This window comes from Shewanella sp. 0m-6 (assembly GCF_052977325.1).
Genome location: NZ_JBRIMD010000011.1, coordinates 1 through 16,177, shown reverse-complemented (window position 1 = coordinate 16,177; position 16,177 = coordinate 1). Strand labels below are relative to the sequence as shown.

Genomic DNA, 16,177 nt, shown 5'->3' with positions numbered 1-16,177 from the left:
CGGGAAATCGAACTGCCTGCGGAACGTTCGCAGGCTCACTTACGGAACGCTGTGCTGACGGTTAGACACAAGGTTCTAGACCCTAGAACCTCAAACCTAGGACCTTCTTTTTAAAGTAGGTCGGTATTTATACCGTCAGCTTTGTGTCGTTGTGTGATGCTTATTGATGGGCTAAAGCCCAACCTACAACGATGCTGTAGGTTATCGCTTATGCCGTCAATTTAGACGTTGTTGTTAAATTTAATTTTGAGTTGGTAGTAAATGGATAAGGTCATCTTGATCACCGGTGGTGCTGGGTTTATTGGCTCAGCTCTGGTTCGCTTCCTCATTAAGTACACCAATAGTGTTGTGGTTAATCTCGATAAACTGACTTATGCCTGTAATTCGGAGTCTTTAGCTGACGTTGAATTATCGAATCGCTATGCGTTTGTGCAAGGTGACATTTGTGATAGGGCGTTAATAGACAAATTACTTATACAGTATCAACCTGATGCCATTATTCACTTAGCTGCTGAGAGCCACGTAGACCGTTCTATTGATGGTCCTGCAGAATTTATGCAAACCAATATTATTGGTACATACACTCTTCTTGAAGCTAGTCGTGCATACTACGCTTCACTCAAAGAAGATAAAAAGTGTGCGTTTCGGTTTCATCATGTATCTACCGATGAAGTATTTGGTGACTTAGCTGACGGTGAATTATTTACCGAACAAACTAGGTATGATCCTAGCTCGCCATATTCTGCTAGCAAAGCGGCATCAGATCATTTGGTTCGGGCGTGGCATAGAACCTATGGTTTGCCTATTGTTGTGACCAATTGCTCTAATAACTACGGTCCTTTTCAGCATCACGAAAAACTCATTCCTCAAACGATATGTAATGCATTAGCCGGTGAGACTATTCCAATATACGGTAATGGGCAGCAGGTACGTGATTGGTTATACGTGGAGGACCATGTCAGGGCGCTTTATGCGGTGTTAACTGAGGGTAAAGTTGGTGAAACCTATAATATTGGTGGCAACTGTGAGAAGCGTAATATTGATGTCGTTAACCTGATTTGTGAGCTTCTAGAGGAGTTAGCCCCTGAAAACCCTAATTCATTAAAGGGGAGTTGTAATGCTGAGGGATTTAAAGGGCTCATTACTTATGTTGAAGATAGACTAGGGCATGATGTTCGTTACGCAATTGACTCTAGTAAGATCCAAAGCGAGTTAGGCTGGAAGGCGACGGAGACGTTTGAATCTGGGTTACGTAAAACCGTAGAGTTGTATGTAAAAGCGGCGGTAAAAGCAAAGATGGTTTAAAGTCGATAAAGGCTGAGACGGGAAAGCGGATTATGGTATACGGAACGTTCGCAAGCTCACTTACAGAACGCTTCGCTGACGGTTGGCTCTAAGATGGTGCGAGGTTCTAGGAAAAGCAGGTCCTAGGTAAGAGCTAAGACGGTACAAGCTGGGAGGGTAAAGCGAACGGCCTGTTTTGATTACAGCATGAAGAGTATTCTCACCACGAAGCGCTTTCACGAAGGACACTGAGAAGTGCGTAGAGCAAAAGATTAGCGCTATTTTTAGTTGGTCTTGATGTTGCTTTTCTTCGTGTCGCGTAGCGCTCCGTGTCCTCTGTGGTGAATAGCTTTTGGCTTTTGATTACAGCATGAAGAGTATTCTCACCACGAAGCGCTTCGCTTTCACGGAGGACACGGAGAAGTGCGTAGAGCAAAAGATTAGCGCTATTTTTAGTTGGTCTTGATGTTACTTTTCTTCGTGCAGCGTAGCGCTCCGTGTCCTTTGTGGTGAATAGCTTTGGCTTTATAGTCTTAGCTTGTTCCTATTTCAATCTCTGCGTTAGGTAAGAGTTGCCGGTATTTATCAGCTAACGCTTGTTTGGCATCTGAATCGCCGTGGACGATGCGTATGTGTTTAGGCTTATTCTGTATGCCTTCGACAAAGTTTATCAGGTCTTGTTGATCTGCATGGGCTGAATAGCCGCTGATGGTATGTACTCCTGCTTTGATATCGATTTTATCCCCTTCAATATAGACGTAGCCTCCGTTTGGCCCGTATGTCTGAATATCCCGTCCTATCGTTCCTTTTGCTTGGTATCCCACAAATAGAATATCTGCAGTGGGCTGGGCTAAAAATCGCTGTAGATAGTTGACGATTCGCCCGCCTGTACACATCCCGCTTGCTGCAATTACCACCGCAGGTTTTTGCCTGCTTGAAAGGTAGTTGATTACCGCTAAGTGATCTTGGTGGCTATCTATGGTGTAAAGCTGATTAAAATCGAGCGGATGGCGCTGCTGGGTTAATACGGCTTTGGCTTCAGAATCCCACAGTTTTTTATACTTTATGTATTGCTCGGTAAAGTTTGCTGCCATGGGCGAGTCGACAATGATATCGATACTTTGCCACATAGGGTTGTGTTGTTGCTCAAAGATGATTTGCTCTAGCTCGTACAGTAGCTCCTGGGTGCGCCCAATGCTGAAGGCTGGAATGAGTACTACGCCGTTGTCGTTGACTGATTTCTCAATCACTCGGCGTAAGCTTTCAGCTCGTCTTTCGCGATTAAGGTGGTTTTTATCGCCATAGGTTGACTCTATCACTAAGGTGTCTACCCGTAATGGGCTTCTCGGGCTTGGTAATAGCGGCGTGTTACTGGCTCCTAAGTCACCTGAAAATACGATGAGGTGCTTGTCTTTGTCTTTGTCTTTGTCTTTGTCTTTGTCATTGTCATTGTGATTGTCACCGTCACTGTAAGCTAGCGAATTATTACTCAGTTCTATTTCAACATAGGCCGACCCCAGAATGTGCCCAGCGACGTTAAACCTTGCTTTAGCTTGTTGAAAGCCGCAGTCACAGTGATTCACCTCCAGGGTAAACCATTGGCCATAATCAATAGGCTTAATTAATTGTTGTAAGCGCTTTAAATACAAACTAATTAATCGCTGATTTCTGGTGACGCCTATTTTGAGTGCATCTTCTATCACCATGGGAAGGAGGGCTGCAGTTGCTGATGTCGCATATATCGGGCCATCAAAACCTGCGGCAAGCAGATATGGGATTCTACCAACATGATCAATATGGCAGTGAGTAACAATTAGTGCAGTGATATGGGTTAAGTCAAATTCTATTTGGAGTTGGTCTCCTGCGGTTTGTCCTGCTGTTTCAGCGCCTTGAAATAAGCCGCAGTCAATGAGAATACTTGAGTTGGAGTTGATATTAAGCTGGTGGCATGAACCTGTTACTCCATTAACAGCACCATGATGGATGATTTGCATAAATGACTTCCTTATCGTTGTTATTAGGGGGCAGAGACTAGAACGTGGCTCCGCCACGGCTAGAGCGTCGCTACGCTCCTGCTAGATTCTATACGAGCTTAAAGCAAGAAGGCCCTAGGTACTAGGAAAGCAGGTCCTAGGTACGAGCAAAGACGGTAAGCAAAGACGATAAGCAAAGGTGGAACGGTCTTTGGCCTACAGAACGGTTCGCTGACGGTTAAAGGCTAAGAAGGTCCTAGGAAAAGCAGGTTCTAGTTCCTAGGTACGAGCAAAGACGATAAGCAAAGATGGAACGGCCTTTGGCCTACAGAACGCTTCGCTGACGGTTATAACCCCAAATCTAGGAGCTTCTTGAATGTAGGTCGGCATTTATGCCGTCAGCTTTTCTTTGATGTTTTATGTTGTTGATGGGCTAAAGCCCAACCTACACCAGGCGCATTCCGACCTAGAAACGTCCGAGGTCTTAGCACCGTATCGGTTTGCACTTTAAGCGGAGCATTCTGTGAGTGAGCTTGCGAACGTTCCGTTATCCGTGAGCGAAGCGTTCGTCTTTGCTGTACCTCGTCTTAGCGGTAAAAATGTGGCCTAAAACAAGACTTTTTGCTTCTTGAGTGCTATTTTACGCCGACAATATTTTGTGGGTTTAATAATGAAAATTGCTATAGCAGGAACTGGATACGTTGGTTTATCGAACGCGGTACTTCTAGCGCAGAAAAACACAGTGGTGGCTGTGGACATTGTAGCCGAAAAAATTGAGATGATTAACCAAGGTTTTTCACCTATAGCAGATACAGAAATTGTAGATTACTTAGCTCATCACAAGCTCGATTTAACGGCAACGTTAGATAAAAAGCTAGCCTATCAAGATGCTGAGTACGTGATTATTGCGACGCCTACCGATTACGATACCGTGTCAAACTACTTTAATACCTCATCTGTTGAAGCGGTCATTCAAGATGTACTCGCTATTAACCCTAATGCTGTGATGGTGATTAAATCAACTGTACCAGTAGGTTACACTGAGTCAGTTAAACAAAAATATAATACTCAGAATATCATCTTCTCACCTGAGTTTTTACGTGAAGGGCGCGCTCTTTACGACAACCTACATCCTTCTCGTATTATTATCGGTGAGCGCTCTGAGCGCGCTGAAGTATTTGCTAACTTACTTGCGAATGCGGCGATTAAAGAAAATATTGATATTCTTTTCACTGATTCAACAGAAGCTGAAGCGGTTAAACTTTTCTCTAATACTTATCTTGCAATGCGTGTCGCGTATTTCAATGAGTTAGATAGTTACGCTGAATCGCATGGTTTGGATGCGCGTCAAATTATTGAAGGTGTCGGTTTAGACCCTCGAATTGGCTCGCACTACAACAATCCATCATTTGGTTATGGTGGTTACTGCTTACCAAAAGACACCAAGCAATTACGTGCAAACTATGCTGACGTACCAAATAGCCTGATTAGCGCAATTGTTGATGCTAACTCGACGCGTAAAGATTTTATTGCTGACTCAATTATTAAAAAACAACCTAAAGTTGTCGGTGTTTACCGCCTAATTATGAAGTCAGGCTCAGATAATTTCCGCGCGTCTTCTATTCAAGGCATTATGAAGCGCATTAAGGCTAAAGGCATTGAGGTTGTAGTATTTGAGCCTGTGCTGACAGAGCCCGAATTTTTTAACTCTCGCGTGATGCAAGATTTAGAAGAGTTTAAGCAAGTTTCAGATGTCATTGTATCGAACCGTATGGTTGAAGAGTTAGCCGATGTTGCTGATAAAGTTTATACACGAGACTTGTTTGGGTCGGATTGAGGCAAAGCTGAGAAGGTCCTAGGGAAAAGAAAGGTTCTAGGTTCTAGGTACAAGCTAAGACGGAAAAGCGGGAAAGAGCTGCAAGGTCAAAGGCAACGCTGTTTTGTTTTTGATTTCCCTAGTAGGACGTAGTCCGTCCTCGGAGCGAAGCGTCCTAGGTCCTAGAACCTTGCTATTCAGAGAGTTTGCGAACGTCTTAGTATCTAGGGTCTTCTTTTAACAAAAGAGAATTTTATGAAGTATTTAGTAACAGGTGCAGCAGGTTTTATCGGCTCAAAAGTCAGTGAACGTTTATGTGCTGCTGGCCATGAAGTAGTTGGTATCGATAACATAAATGATTATTACGATGTTAACCTAAAACTGGACCGCCTTAAAAATTTAGAGTCTCAGGCTCTTTTTTCATTTAAAAAATTAGATTTAGCAGATAGAGAAGGCATTGCAGCGCTGTTTGCAGAGCAAGGTTTTGATAGAGTGATTCACCTCGCGGCGCAAGCGGGTGTGCGCTACTCAATCGATAACCCTATGGCCTATGCCGACAGTAATTTGGTTGGCCACTTGACCATTTTAGAAGGGTGTCGTCACCATAAGATTGAGCATTTGGTTTATGCTTCTTCAAGCTCTGTCTATGGCCTTAATTCAAAAATGCCGTTCTCGACTGACGACAGTGTTGATCATCCTATCTCGCTGTATGCTGCGACTAAAAAAGCCAATGAGTTGATGTCACATACTTATTCGCATCTTTATGGTGTGCCAACGACAGGGCTTAGATTTTTTACTGTTTATGGTCCTTGGGGACGCCCTGATATGGCGCTACTTAAGTTCACCAATAAGATAGTGAAAGGTGAAGCGATTGATGTTTATAACCATGGCAACTTAAGCCGCGATTTTACCTATATCGACGATATCGTTGAAGGCATCATCCGTATCCAAGGCAGTATTCCTGCCGCTAATCCAGATTGGTCAAGTGATTCGGGCACTCCAGCAACGAGCTCCGCACCTTACCGTGTGTTTAATATCGGTAATGGTAGCCCTGTTCAACTAATGGATTACATCTCTGCGCTTGAAAAATCGTTAGGTATTGAAGCCATTAAAAATATGATGGATATGCAGCCTGGCGATGTACATTCAACATGGGCCGATACTGAAGACTTATTCAAGACTGTAGGCTATAAGCCACAAACTAGCGTCGAAGAAGGCGTACAGAAGTTTGTTGAATGGTATAAAGAGTATTACTTAAAAAGCTAAGAAGATCGCTGCGCTTCGAGGAAGTGACTATGTCACTGCGAGAGCGTCGCTTTGCTCCTACTAGATTCTATACAAGCAAAAGCGATGGTTATGAGTTGCAAAAGTCAAATAGAGTGAAGGTGGAAGAACCGGGGTAAGCTACAATACAAAGACTGACATGCAAGAGCTGACAAGTTAATTTACACCCCAAGGTGCTGCTGTTCTGTTGTTGATTTTCCTAGCAGGCTGAAGGCCGTCCTCGGAGCGAAGTGCCCTAGGTCCTAGAACCTAGAACCTAGGTCCTAGTCCAAGCCTTTATTTAAAAGAATATGATGAAACTAATACCTACCCTAATTCCTGATGTGTTGCTGATTGAGCCCAAAGTATTTGGTGATGAACGGGGCTTTTTTATGGAAACCTTTCGTCAATCAGAGTTTGAGGCGCTATTTGCTGAAGTTGGCATGGCTTGCCCGAGCTTTGTGCAAGAGAATATGAGTCGATCGAAAAAGCATGTACTGCGAGGCCTGCATTATCAACTGCAACAAGCTCAAGGTAAGCTTATTCGTGTAACAGCTGGTAGTATTTTTGATGTCGCGGTTGATATTCGTGAAGATTCAAAAACCTACGGTCAGTGGTTTGGGCAAATTTTATCTGCCGAAAATAGACTGCAAATGTATATCCCCCCGGGTTTTGCTCATGGTTTTTTAACTTTAAGTGATTACGCCGACATTATTTACAAATGTACCGATTACTATGCGCCAGAGTTTGAAAGAACTATTGCCTGGAATGATCCTCAATTAGATATCCTATGGCCGTTAGAAGAGGGGGCTAAGCCGATTTTATCGGAGAAAGATAAAAAGGCTGAGACGGTCCTAGGAAGAGCAGGTACTAGGTCCTAGTTAAGAGCAAAAGATGGTAGAAGCTAAGACGTAAAAGCGGAACGGCCTGCGGCCTTACGGTATACGGAACGTTCGCAGGCTTACTTACGGAACGCTTCGCTGACGGTTAAAAGCTAAGAAGATCGGCCTCTGGCCTGCTAGTACAGCCTACGGCTGGTGAGAGCGTCGCTTTGCACCTGCTCCTGCTAGATGCTATACAAGCAAAAGCGATGGTTATGAGTTGCAAAAGTCAAATAGAGTGAAGGTGGAAGAACCGGGGTAAGCTACAATACAAAGACTGACATGCAAGAGCTGACAAGTTAATTTACACCCCAAGGTGCTGCTGTTCTGTTGTTGATTTTCCTAGCAGGCTGAAGGCCGTCCTCGGAGCGAAGTGCCCTAGGTCCTAGAACCTAGAACCTAGGTCCTAGTCCAAGCCTTTATTTAAAAGAATATGATGAAACTAATACCTACCCTAATTCCTGATGTGTTGCTGATTGAGCCCAAAGTATTTGGTGATGAACGGGGCTTTTTTATGGAAACCTTTCGTCAATCAGAGTTTGAGGCGCTATTTGCTGAAGTTGGCATGGCTTGCCCGAGCTTTGTGCAAGAGAATATGAGTCGATCGAAAAAGCATGTACTGCGAGGCCTGCATTATCAACTGCAACAAGCTCAAGGTAAGCTTATTCGTGTAACAGCTGGTAGTATTTTTGATGTCGCGGTTGATATTCGTGAAGATTCAAAAACCTACGGTCAGTGGTTTGGGCAAATTTTATCTGCCGAAAATAGACTGCAAATGTATATCCCCCCGGGTTTTGCTCATGGTTTTTTAACTTTAAGTGATTACGCCGACATTATTTACAAATGTACCGATTACTATGCGCCAGAGTTTGAAAGAACTATTGCCTGGAATGATCCTCAATTAGATATCCTATGGCCGTTAGAAGAGGGGGCTAAGCCGATTTTATCGGAGAAAGATAAAAAGGCTGAGACGGTCCTAGGAAGAGCAGGTACTAGGTCCTAGTTAAGAGCAAAAGATGGTAGAAGCTAAGACGTAAAAGCGGAACGGCCTGCGGCCTTACGGTATACGGAACGTTCGCAGGCTTACTTACGGAACGCTTCGCTGACGGTTAAAAGCTAAGAAGATCGGCCTCTGGCCTGCTAGTACAGCCTACGGCTGGTGAGAGCGTCGCTTTGCACCTGCTCCTGCTAGATGCTATACAAGCAAAAGCGATGGTTATGAGTTGCAAAAGTCAAATAGAGTGAAGGTGGAAGAACCGGGGGAAGCCACAATACAAAGACTGACATGCAAGAGCCGACAAGTTAATTTAACCCCTAAGGAACTGCTGTTCTGCTGTTGATTTTTCTAGCAGCGAAGCGCCCTCGCAGTGAGCTTGCGAACGTTCTAGAACCTAGGCTCTAAATGTTTAAGTAGGTCGGCATTTATGCCGTCAATTCTTTTGCTTTTGTTTTTCCTAGCAGCGAAGCGTTCGAGGTTCTAGGAGCTAGAACCTATTCTTTCTTCCAAAGCTTCAAATGCATTTGGCGTGTCCTTTCCCCAAAATAGTTCTGTTACTGCTTGATAGTTATTTTTATAACTAGTTTGATTAGCCCTTTGTCCACTGTCTATAGCATTAGATCTCCGTGCGGCGATAGTCTCTGGTTCTAGCTGCTTTAATAACTCATCAAAATTTGTGCATTTAGGTGCGAACTCTGGCAACTTTGTGGCGTAGTCGTAGATATCTCGGCAATCTCGTTGGTAATGTTGTTCATCAAAGCGATAGAAGCAGATTGGCGTACCTTGTGGTAGTACATCAATAAATAAAGATGAGTAGTCTGTAATGAGTAGGTCCACCTGATGCAATAAACTATATACATCTTCTAACGGCGTAATATTGATAATGTTAGCGTAACTTGTAAGCTCATCAGCAAGTGCCGCCTCATTGGGATGTAGGCGTAATAGAAACAACTGATTATTAGCCACTAAGTGATTTGATAATTGCTGCCAGTTGAATGCTTTGCTGTACGGGTTGCCTTCCTGATGGCTGTCACGCCACGACGGAACGTATAAAATAATGTGTGGCTGCGGTGCAGGCTCACTTGGCTGAGTTAGATGGACTGCGAGCAGTGACTTAATGGATTGAGTTAGCGTGCTCGGACTCGGTTCACCACTTGTTGGGTATTGTTCTGTTGAACCTTTGACTGGTGAATCGCTTTCTATTTCACTTTTTATGGCGTAGCCGAGTGTAAAGTAGTCGGTTCTTGGATTGGTTGCACGCAAGAGCTGTGAGCTGCTGAGTCTAAATGCACTGCAAAAAAGCGAATCGATTAGCGGACTTGGGCTCAACATTAAGTCAGGCATTGTCCGTTGCTGGTGGGCAAGTAGCCATTGTTTACACTGGGCTAGTTGGCTTTTAGGATTAAAAACTTCGGCCATGGGGCCTGTTGTTATATCAAATTCAATTTTCTTCATCGGCAAGCCATGCCATAAGTTTATCTTTACTGCACCATTAGCAAGCCACTGATTAATATCGCCAATGTAACTATTATAAAAAAAGTATTTAGCCGTTAAGCTGTGGTAAATACCTTTAAATGACCAGCGATAATAAGCCTCTAGGTTCTGGCTTTGTAGCTGCGTGATCACAGCCTTATTGCCACTTATCCAGATGCAACGGATGAATTTTGTCTGCTGCCAATGCAGGTACAAGTATTTGCTGTTGTCACTAAAGCCCTCTTTATAACTTCCAAATACCGCTTTTTTAGATGTGCGCGGAGCAAGGCCAGATAGCATGAATATGAGCTTTCTGAGTATTGCTTTTAGCCAGTCTAAAATAGAGTATGTCATCATTTGTTTATCTTTTTGGATTGCTGCAACGGTGTTGAAGCTGTGTCATTACCATCACTGGTTTGTTTAGGTAATGCTAGGTTATTTTTAATCTCAGTTGTTGAGATCTCACCGGTTCGATCTAAGTAAATAACCTCACACAATAGTGACAGATCATCAAATTTACCTTTCCAGTCGTTACCCATGCCAAAAATACTGACATCATATGCACATATATCTTTTGCTTTTTGATTCCAATGGGTTTCTGGTACTACCATATCGACATATTGGCAAGCTTCGACGATTTCAGCTCGTTGAAAGTAGCTAAAAAATGCGGCCTTACCTTTTAAAGCATTAAATTCGTCTGTCGAAACTGCCACGATTAAACGATCGCCGAGTGCTTTTAATCGCTTAAACAGGCGCACATGTCCATAGTGAAAAAGATCGAATGTGCCGTAAGTGATGATTGTTTTCATAATGATCTCCCGCTTGGCTTATCTTGCTAATGTCAATTTGGCTACTTTTGCTTATGTTGAAACTTATGTTTTAGGCGCATGTTTTAGGCGCATGTTTTGGCTCATGCTTTAGGTTCGGCTTTAATTCTGTTCTAGCTGGTTATGTATTCGTAATTGTTTAGAGCGGTTAAAAACATATTTGATGAGTTGCCAATACTTATGTTTTTGTAAGGGCTGCGCGAATTCATCCTCGATTAAATCGCATTCTTCTTCAGGGAACGTTGCAGAGGCGTCTTCAACGGCTGAGTGTATTAATAGTTGTAGTGGGCCGTAGATCCCGTATTCATAGGCACTAAAGGGGTTGATAGGTTTGATAAATGGGCTACGACCGATAAGGCTTAATCGGCCTAAAACAACGAGGTAGAGCTGGGGGAGGCGACTCATCCATAGCGACTTAACATTCCAGCGCCAGCAGCTGTAGTGCTTATTATTTAATGTGACTTTCTCTTTAATTAGCGGCTTTCTAATTGATACCCCTCTCGTTAACGTATTGTTTTTGGCGTTAACTAAACAATAAGTTGCAATGAGCGGGCTAAACACTAATCCAATACAAAGAAGAAAAAGAGCAATACTTCTATCGCAAAGGGTCACGCTTTCAGTGTTAGCGAGGGTATGGTTTTTAGCCAAAATGCTGTCATCATTGAGCTTGATCGCGCCACCATTCCCGGGTGTGATCAGTGTATTCTTACACACAATGGCATTATTAACGTTGAGCCCTTTGCCCACATAAGAGTCATCTAGAATAATGCAGTTTTTAAGACTCGATTGCGCATCTACAAGGCAGTTCTTACCTAAAATACAGCTTTGCTGCAGATCTACACTTTCATCAATCCAGGTATTGTCACCAATGACCCCCCAGGCATTTTGCATTCTCAATGGGCCGGTTTTAGTTTTTGCTCCCACGTAAAAACCGTTTGCTTGGTCTGCACTACTGTAAAATCGTCCCTTAGGGCTAATTCCTATTATTTTTGCGATTGCCATCGCTTGATTAGCCTGCATATAGGCATTAAGACTTGTGAGCATGAAGCATTCACCATGCAGGATTTGAGTCACGGGTTCGTTTAATACCGCTGAGGCATCGCTTGGAATGACAACCTGATTGGTCAGCGGCCAGTTAAGCATCTCGGTATGTGAGGCTGCCGCAGGCAGCATCATTAGGCCTGCATTTTGGTTATTCATCTTGGCAATGACCAGACTTTGTTTCATCTGTTGGCTGAACTCAACAAATGCTTTGATACACGGGCTTCTCAGCATATCGCCGCGTGCAACTAATACAGATTCTGTTTTATCTACAGCCAATCGAGCCAGCACTTTCGAAGCATCTTCCTGTTCTCGGCTAAGAAAATAGTCAACTTCTAAGCCCCAGAACTCGCCGTTGCCGACTAATGCTTTTATTGCAGCGATATGCGTTGAGACAATGAGTTTTACCTGCTTAACCCCTGCGCTGGCGAGATCTTCTAGGGTATATTCGATAACGCTCTTATTGCTAATGGGCAATAGTGCTGGATTATAGTATTGGTTTAGTGGTGCCAACTCTTGCCCGTGGCGATTTGCAAAAATAATAGCTTGCATAAACAGCTCCTTAATACGCGCCGCGGGCGAAAATAACCGCAGGGATGGTCTTGATGAGGATAAGCAGATCAGCGGTGAAAGATTGTTGATAGATATAGTCAATATCTAGTTCAACCTGCTGTTCAAATGCAATGGTTGAGCGACCGGAGACTTGCCAAATACAGGTTATTCCAGGCTTTATCATTAATCGATTTCTATGGTGCTGGCTATATTGCTTTACTTCAGTCATAAGGGGCGGGCGTGGCCCGACTAACGACATATCCCCTTTGAGCACATTCCATAACTGAGGTAGCTCATCGATAGAAGCTTTACGGATGAAGTAACCTACTTTAGTGATCCTAGGGTCTTTTTTCATTTTGAAGATCACTCCGCCATTCATTTCATTTGCGGTGGTGAGTGATGCCTGTCTCTGCTCGGCATCTTGATACATGGAGCGAAACTTCCACATAATAAATGGACTGTTATTACGGCCTGCTCGTGTTTGGCTGTATAGCGCGCCGCCTCTGGATTCAAGTCTAATCAGCACGATAGTGAAGAGTAAAAAAGGTGACAGCAGTATGAGTAGGCTTGATGATATAAATACATCAAGCGAACGCTTGCAGGCGCAGTTAATACGTTGGTGCATGTTGAAAATGGCGCGGCGAGTATTGGCTTGTTTTAAATCAAACTGTGGCATCGCCTGGTTTTTTCTTGTTGCATTGTGAAGCTTAGTTTTGAGTTGGCTGCTGGTGAGTTGTGTTGCAGTTTTGGCATCAACACTTTCCTTATGGATGCGTAGCTTTTTTAGTTGATTATTTTCATGCCAAACGCGATATAGAAAGCTTGGGTTACCAAGAATGTAGCGTTTCCACATTCTTTTGGGCTCTTGCAGTAAACGGTAACTCCATTCAAACCCTATTTGTCTTAACCAGAGAGGGGCACGCTTAATTCGATTAGCGTAAAAATCAAAAAGCCCACCCACTCCTATTCCTACAGCGCAATTGAGCTTGGCTCTATTCGCCGCTAGCCACAGTTCTTGTTGTGGTGCGCCCATGGCAACTAACAGTATATCGGCTTTAGTTTGGTTAATTGTCTCTACAATACCCAGGCTCTGTGGGCTATTTGAGTCGCAGTCAAAGTAGCCATGATGGTAGCCTGCAATTTTAAGGTTTTTATATTGCGCTTGCATATTGTGAGCGGCTTGCTCTGCAATACCAGCGCGCCCACCTAACATAAAAATCGATAAGTGATTGTTTGAGGCGAGCTCACATAGGCGCGGAAACATATCAGTGCCATTTAGATTATCTTTTAGTGCTTTAGCTTTGCTGAGGCAGGCTAGGCGTACACCTATGCCATCGGCAAAAATCAAATCACTTTGTTGTAAGCATTGGCGATAAGCCTCGTTTTGAGTGCTGCGATTAAGGCAGTCTGTATTGACGAAACTAAATTGCTGCATGGGCTTTGAGGGGGCTTTACATTGCTGTAGAACCTCATTTAATAATTGGCTCATGGTCCAGTTATTTAGGTGTATGCCAAAAACAGTGATCTTAGTGTCGTGGCTCGTGGGTTTGTTAAACACTGCGCGAGTGAGCGTGGCGATGATAAGCGCTCTAAAGAGTGCTAACAGATAATGGGCTAAATTTTGGTGAGCCTTGTTGAGTGACGTTGATGCACATTCAAAGCAAAGGCCGGTCGCTGCATTCATCTGTTCAAATGAGGTGAGCCCTGGTTTGATGTAAAAGCGCGTATTTGACGGCTTTACTGACGAGTTGTTTGCTGTGCCTTTATTTTTAGACGTTGCGCTTGGTTTGCTACGTGCTGCATTTTTGGGTTCAGTATTGTCAGTGTCGACTTTGTTTAATTCACTCGGTGCTGTAAATGCAAATACCGATTGAGTGCCTAAAATTGTGATATCACCCTTAAGTAGGTTAATGAGCATCGGCAGTTTTTTGAACCAACCTGAGTATGAAAATTGCTTCAAACCTATTAGCGCAACATTAGTCGTATTAAAGTCAAGCTCCTGGATTTGAGCCGCTTCAATATAGAGGGTTTCTATAGTTGTATTTCTAGTGTTTCTGTCGGTAAGGCTTCTTACAAATCCAAACAAGATTAATGGGCTGGTCAGTAGCAGCATCAATAGCGCTGCACAAAGGTCAAAGCAACGAATACTGAAGCAGGAGTGACCTTCTAAAGTTGATTTTTCAGCAGACTCTATTTTATGTTTAGTCTTTTTCATTGTTGAGTCCTTACCAATAGTTGGGCTTAATTTTTATATATTTTTTTATGTAGTTAATCGTTAGGTTGCATATACAGCGCCAAATTTAAATTCGTTGAAAATCATTGGTTTGGTATTGTGTTTGCTTTTAGGTGGCTATGTTGAGCTAAGCATTCGCAACTTGCATGGCAGGTTGCGAATGGATTAATTGGCTAGGGTTTTAACAATGCAGGCTTAACACCATCTTGATGGATTTTCACCCTGTGAATGTAACTGAGTATGGATAGGGCTTGTTTCTCACAGCGGTTATAAACAGCCTGTGGTAGGTATTTCAATAAGTAAGCCGCGGCTAAGGTCGCTAAAGTTCGGCTGGTTTCTGCACCAATAATACTGGGTGCGATTTTAATGGCCTGATGCAGGCGCTTAACGGCCTCTTTGCCGTTTCTGTTACGGATGGCTTGCCTTGCAATATATCTCAATTGATAGGCTCTAGCCTTAGCTTCATACTGAAAAATTAGCTCAGGTGCATAGCCTGTAGCTTTATTTATCATGGTTTCCCAAGAGGCATATTGCTTGTTCAAATCAGCGGATAAGCCCTGGGGGTTTAAACGATAAAAGGTTAGAGGTGCTGGCAGCCCCTCCATTTTCCAGTGGGTGGTGGTTACGATCCTTAACCAGCATTCGATATCTTCTGATTGACGAAGATTTTCGTCGAAATAACAGCTATGGGGAACATGTTTACTCAGTGATTGATAGCGAATATCGCTGAGGGTTTCGTGACGGATCACTGGGGCCGAACCATTACCGACAGGGTTACGGCAGAGTAGATCTTGCGCGCTGATATTAGTGAGTTGCGGCATCTGGTAGATATTCATTCTTTGGCCTTCAGAGCTGATGAATAGCGACCTTGAGAAGCTGATACCAACTTCAGGGTTATTATCTAGGTGGTTAATATGTTGCTGCAGTTTTTCGCTGTGCCACATGTCGTCTGAATCAAGAAAGGCTACGTATTGACCTATTGCGTGGCGAATACCTGTATTTCGAGCGGCCGCTAAACCTAGGTTGGACTCGTGATTAATAATCCGAATACGAGCCTCTTTAAATTGCTGACAGATTTGTAAGCTTGAATCACTAGAGCAATCATTGACGAGGATTAGTTCAAAATTTTCAAAGGTCTGGCTAAGAACTGAATTGATCGCATCCTCTACAAACGCCTCAACATTATAGACAGGCATAACTACGGATACTTTTACGGCAGTTGGTTTTTTGGGGTAAGAGTTAACAGTCATAGTGAACCTCTAAGTGGTGAGGGCAAGTGTTTGGCTTTGGCCCGTTGAACGTTTGAGCTGAGTTTTAGGTAAAGGGTAAAGCTTGGCATGGCAATGACGTGCAGTATTAAGATTGCAAGTGCAACTGCTTGAAGCCCCCAGTAGCTTGAAAACCCAATCGTGATAGCAAGAGTAAGAGTAAAAGCGCTGTTGCAAAGCAGGTTAAGTTGGCTTCTACCCATACTAATAAGGTATTGACTGGCTGCTTCTCCAAGTGGACGAACTAAACCACTTAAGCACAGCAGAATAAATATTGGCAGCGCACCGACATCTATCCACTTCTGTCCGTAAACCAAAGGAAGGTACATTGGGGCAAGGAGTGTTTGTAGGCTCACAAGTGGCACTGTCAGTAACATAATGAACTTTAAAGACTGAAAATATTTTTGTTCCTGGCTTAGTTCATGGCTTAGTTTGGCAATTGCTTCGGGGCTTGCCTCATGGCTTAGTTTGGTAATTGCTTCGGGGCTTGCCTCATGGCTTAGTTTGGCAATTGCTTCGGGGCTTGCCTCATGGCTTAGTTTGGTAATTGCTTCGGGGCTTGCCTCATG

11 protein-coding genes and 1 pseudogene are annotated in these 16,177 nt (G+C 43.5%); 5 read left to right on the top strand and 7 right to left on the bottom strand.

The genetic code is table 11. From position 1 onward, the window contains the following. Positions 1-261 precede the first annotated feature (261 nt). Positions 262-1,305, top strand: a complete 1,044-nt coding sequence (gene rfbB, locus ACVBJC_RS10290) for a dTDP-glucose 4,6-dehydratase (RefSeq protein WP_447162297.1) — start codon at positions 262-264, stop codon at positions 1,303-1,305. Positions 1,306-1,817: 512 nt separating this feature from the next. On the opposite strand, the gene ACVBJC_RS10285 is transcribed toward rfbB, so the two are convergent. Continuing rightward, positions 1,818-3,278 carry an MBL fold metallo-hydrolase RNA specificity domain-containing protein gene (locus ACVBJC_RS10285; protein ID WP_447162296.1) on the bottom strand — a complete coding sequence of 487 codons (1,461 nt, stop codon included), beginning with the start codon at positions 3,276-3,278 and terminating at the stop codon, positions 1,818-1,820. 649 nt (positions 3,279-3,927) lie between these two features. Between ACVBJC_RS10285 and ACVBJC_RS10280 the strand changes: the two genes are divergently transcribed. The 4 genes from ACVBJC_RS10280 to rfbC (ACVBJC_RS10265) all read left to right on the top strand — a co-directional run bounded on the left by ACVBJC_RS10280 (position 3,928) and on the right by rfbC (ACVBJC_RS10265) (position 8,220). Further along, on the top strand, positions 3,928-5,094 hold the full coding sequence (locus ACVBJC_RS10280) for a nucleotide sugar dehydrogenase (protein ID WP_447162295.1): 1,167 nt from the start codon (positions 3,928-3,930) through the stop codon (positions 5,092-5,094). A gap of 234 nt (positions 5,095-5,328) precedes the next feature. Continuing rightward, positions 5,329-6,339: an NAD-dependent epimerase gene (locus tag ACVBJC_RS10275; RefSeq protein ID WP_447162294.1), complete on the top strand. Its 1,011-nt coding sequence runs from the start codon at positions 5,329-5,331 to the stop codon at positions 6,337-6,339. A 311-nt stretch (positions 6,340-6,650) separates the two neighbouring features. After that, the gene (gene rfbC / locus ACVBJC_RS10270; protein ID WP_447162293.1) at positions 6,651-7,217 is read left to right on the top strand and encodes a dTDP-4-dehydrorhamnose 3,5-epimerase; all 567 of its coding nucleotides are present in this window, start codon (positions 6,651-6,653) and stop codon (positions 7,215-7,217) included. A gap of 436 nt (positions 7,218-7,653) precedes the next feature. Beyond that, entirely contained in the window at positions 7,654-8,220 is a 567-nt protein-coding gene (rfbC, locus tag ACVBJC_RS10265) for a dTDP-4-dehydrorhamnose 3,5-epimerase (protein WP_447162293.1), read from the top strand. 474 nt (positions 8,221-8,694) lie between these two features. Here rfbC (ACVBJC_RS10265) and ACVBJC_RS10260 read toward each other — a convergent pair whose 3' ends face one another. The 6 genes and pseudogenes from ACVBJC_RS10260 to ACVBJC_RS10235 form a co-directional block, all read right to left on the bottom strand. Continuing rightward, positions 8,695-10,041 (bottom strand): CDP-glycerol glycerophosphotransferase family protein, encoded by a 1,347-nt coding sequence (locus ACVBJC_RS10260; protein WP_447162319.1) that lies wholly within the window; start codon positions 10,039-10,041, stop codon positions 8,695-8,697. After that, positions 10,041-10,496 carry an adenylyltransferase/cytidyltransferase family protein gene (locus tag ACVBJC_RS10255; protein WP_447162292.1) on the bottom strand — a complete coding sequence of 152 codons (456 nt, stop codon included), beginning with the start codon at positions 10,494-10,496 and terminating at the stop codon, positions 10,041-10,043. The genes ACVBJC_RS10260 and ACVBJC_RS10255 overlap by 1 nt, the downstream gene beginning before the upstream one ends. 120 nt (positions 10,497-10,616) lie before the next feature. Further along, positions 10,617-12,107, bottom strand: coding sequence for a sugar phosphate nucleotidyltransferase (locus ACVBJC_RS10250; RefSeq protein WP_447162291.1), 1,491 nt, complete (start codon positions 12,105-12,107; stop codon positions 10,617-10,619). Between the two features lie 10 nt (positions 12,108-12,117). After that, the gene (locus ACVBJC_RS10245; RefSeq protein WP_447162290.1) at positions 12,118-14,322 is read right to left on the bottom strand and encodes a WecB/TagA/CpsF family glycosyltransferase; all 2,205 of its coding nucleotides are present in this window, start codon (positions 14,320-14,322) and stop codon (positions 12,118-12,120) included. 191 nt (positions 14,323-14,513) lie between these two features. Further along, the gene (locus tag ACVBJC_RS10240; RefSeq protein ID WP_447162289.1) at positions 14,514-15,590 is read right to left on the bottom strand and encodes a glycosyltransferase family 2 protein; all 1,077 of its coding nucleotides are present in this window, start codon (positions 15,588-15,590) and stop codon (positions 14,514-14,516) included. Then, positions 15,587-16,177: pseudogene (locus tag ACVBJC_RS10235) on the bottom strand (hypothetical protein); the annotation flags it as partial. The gene ACVBJC_RS10240 and the pseudogene ACVBJC_RS10235, both read right to left, overlap by 4 nt.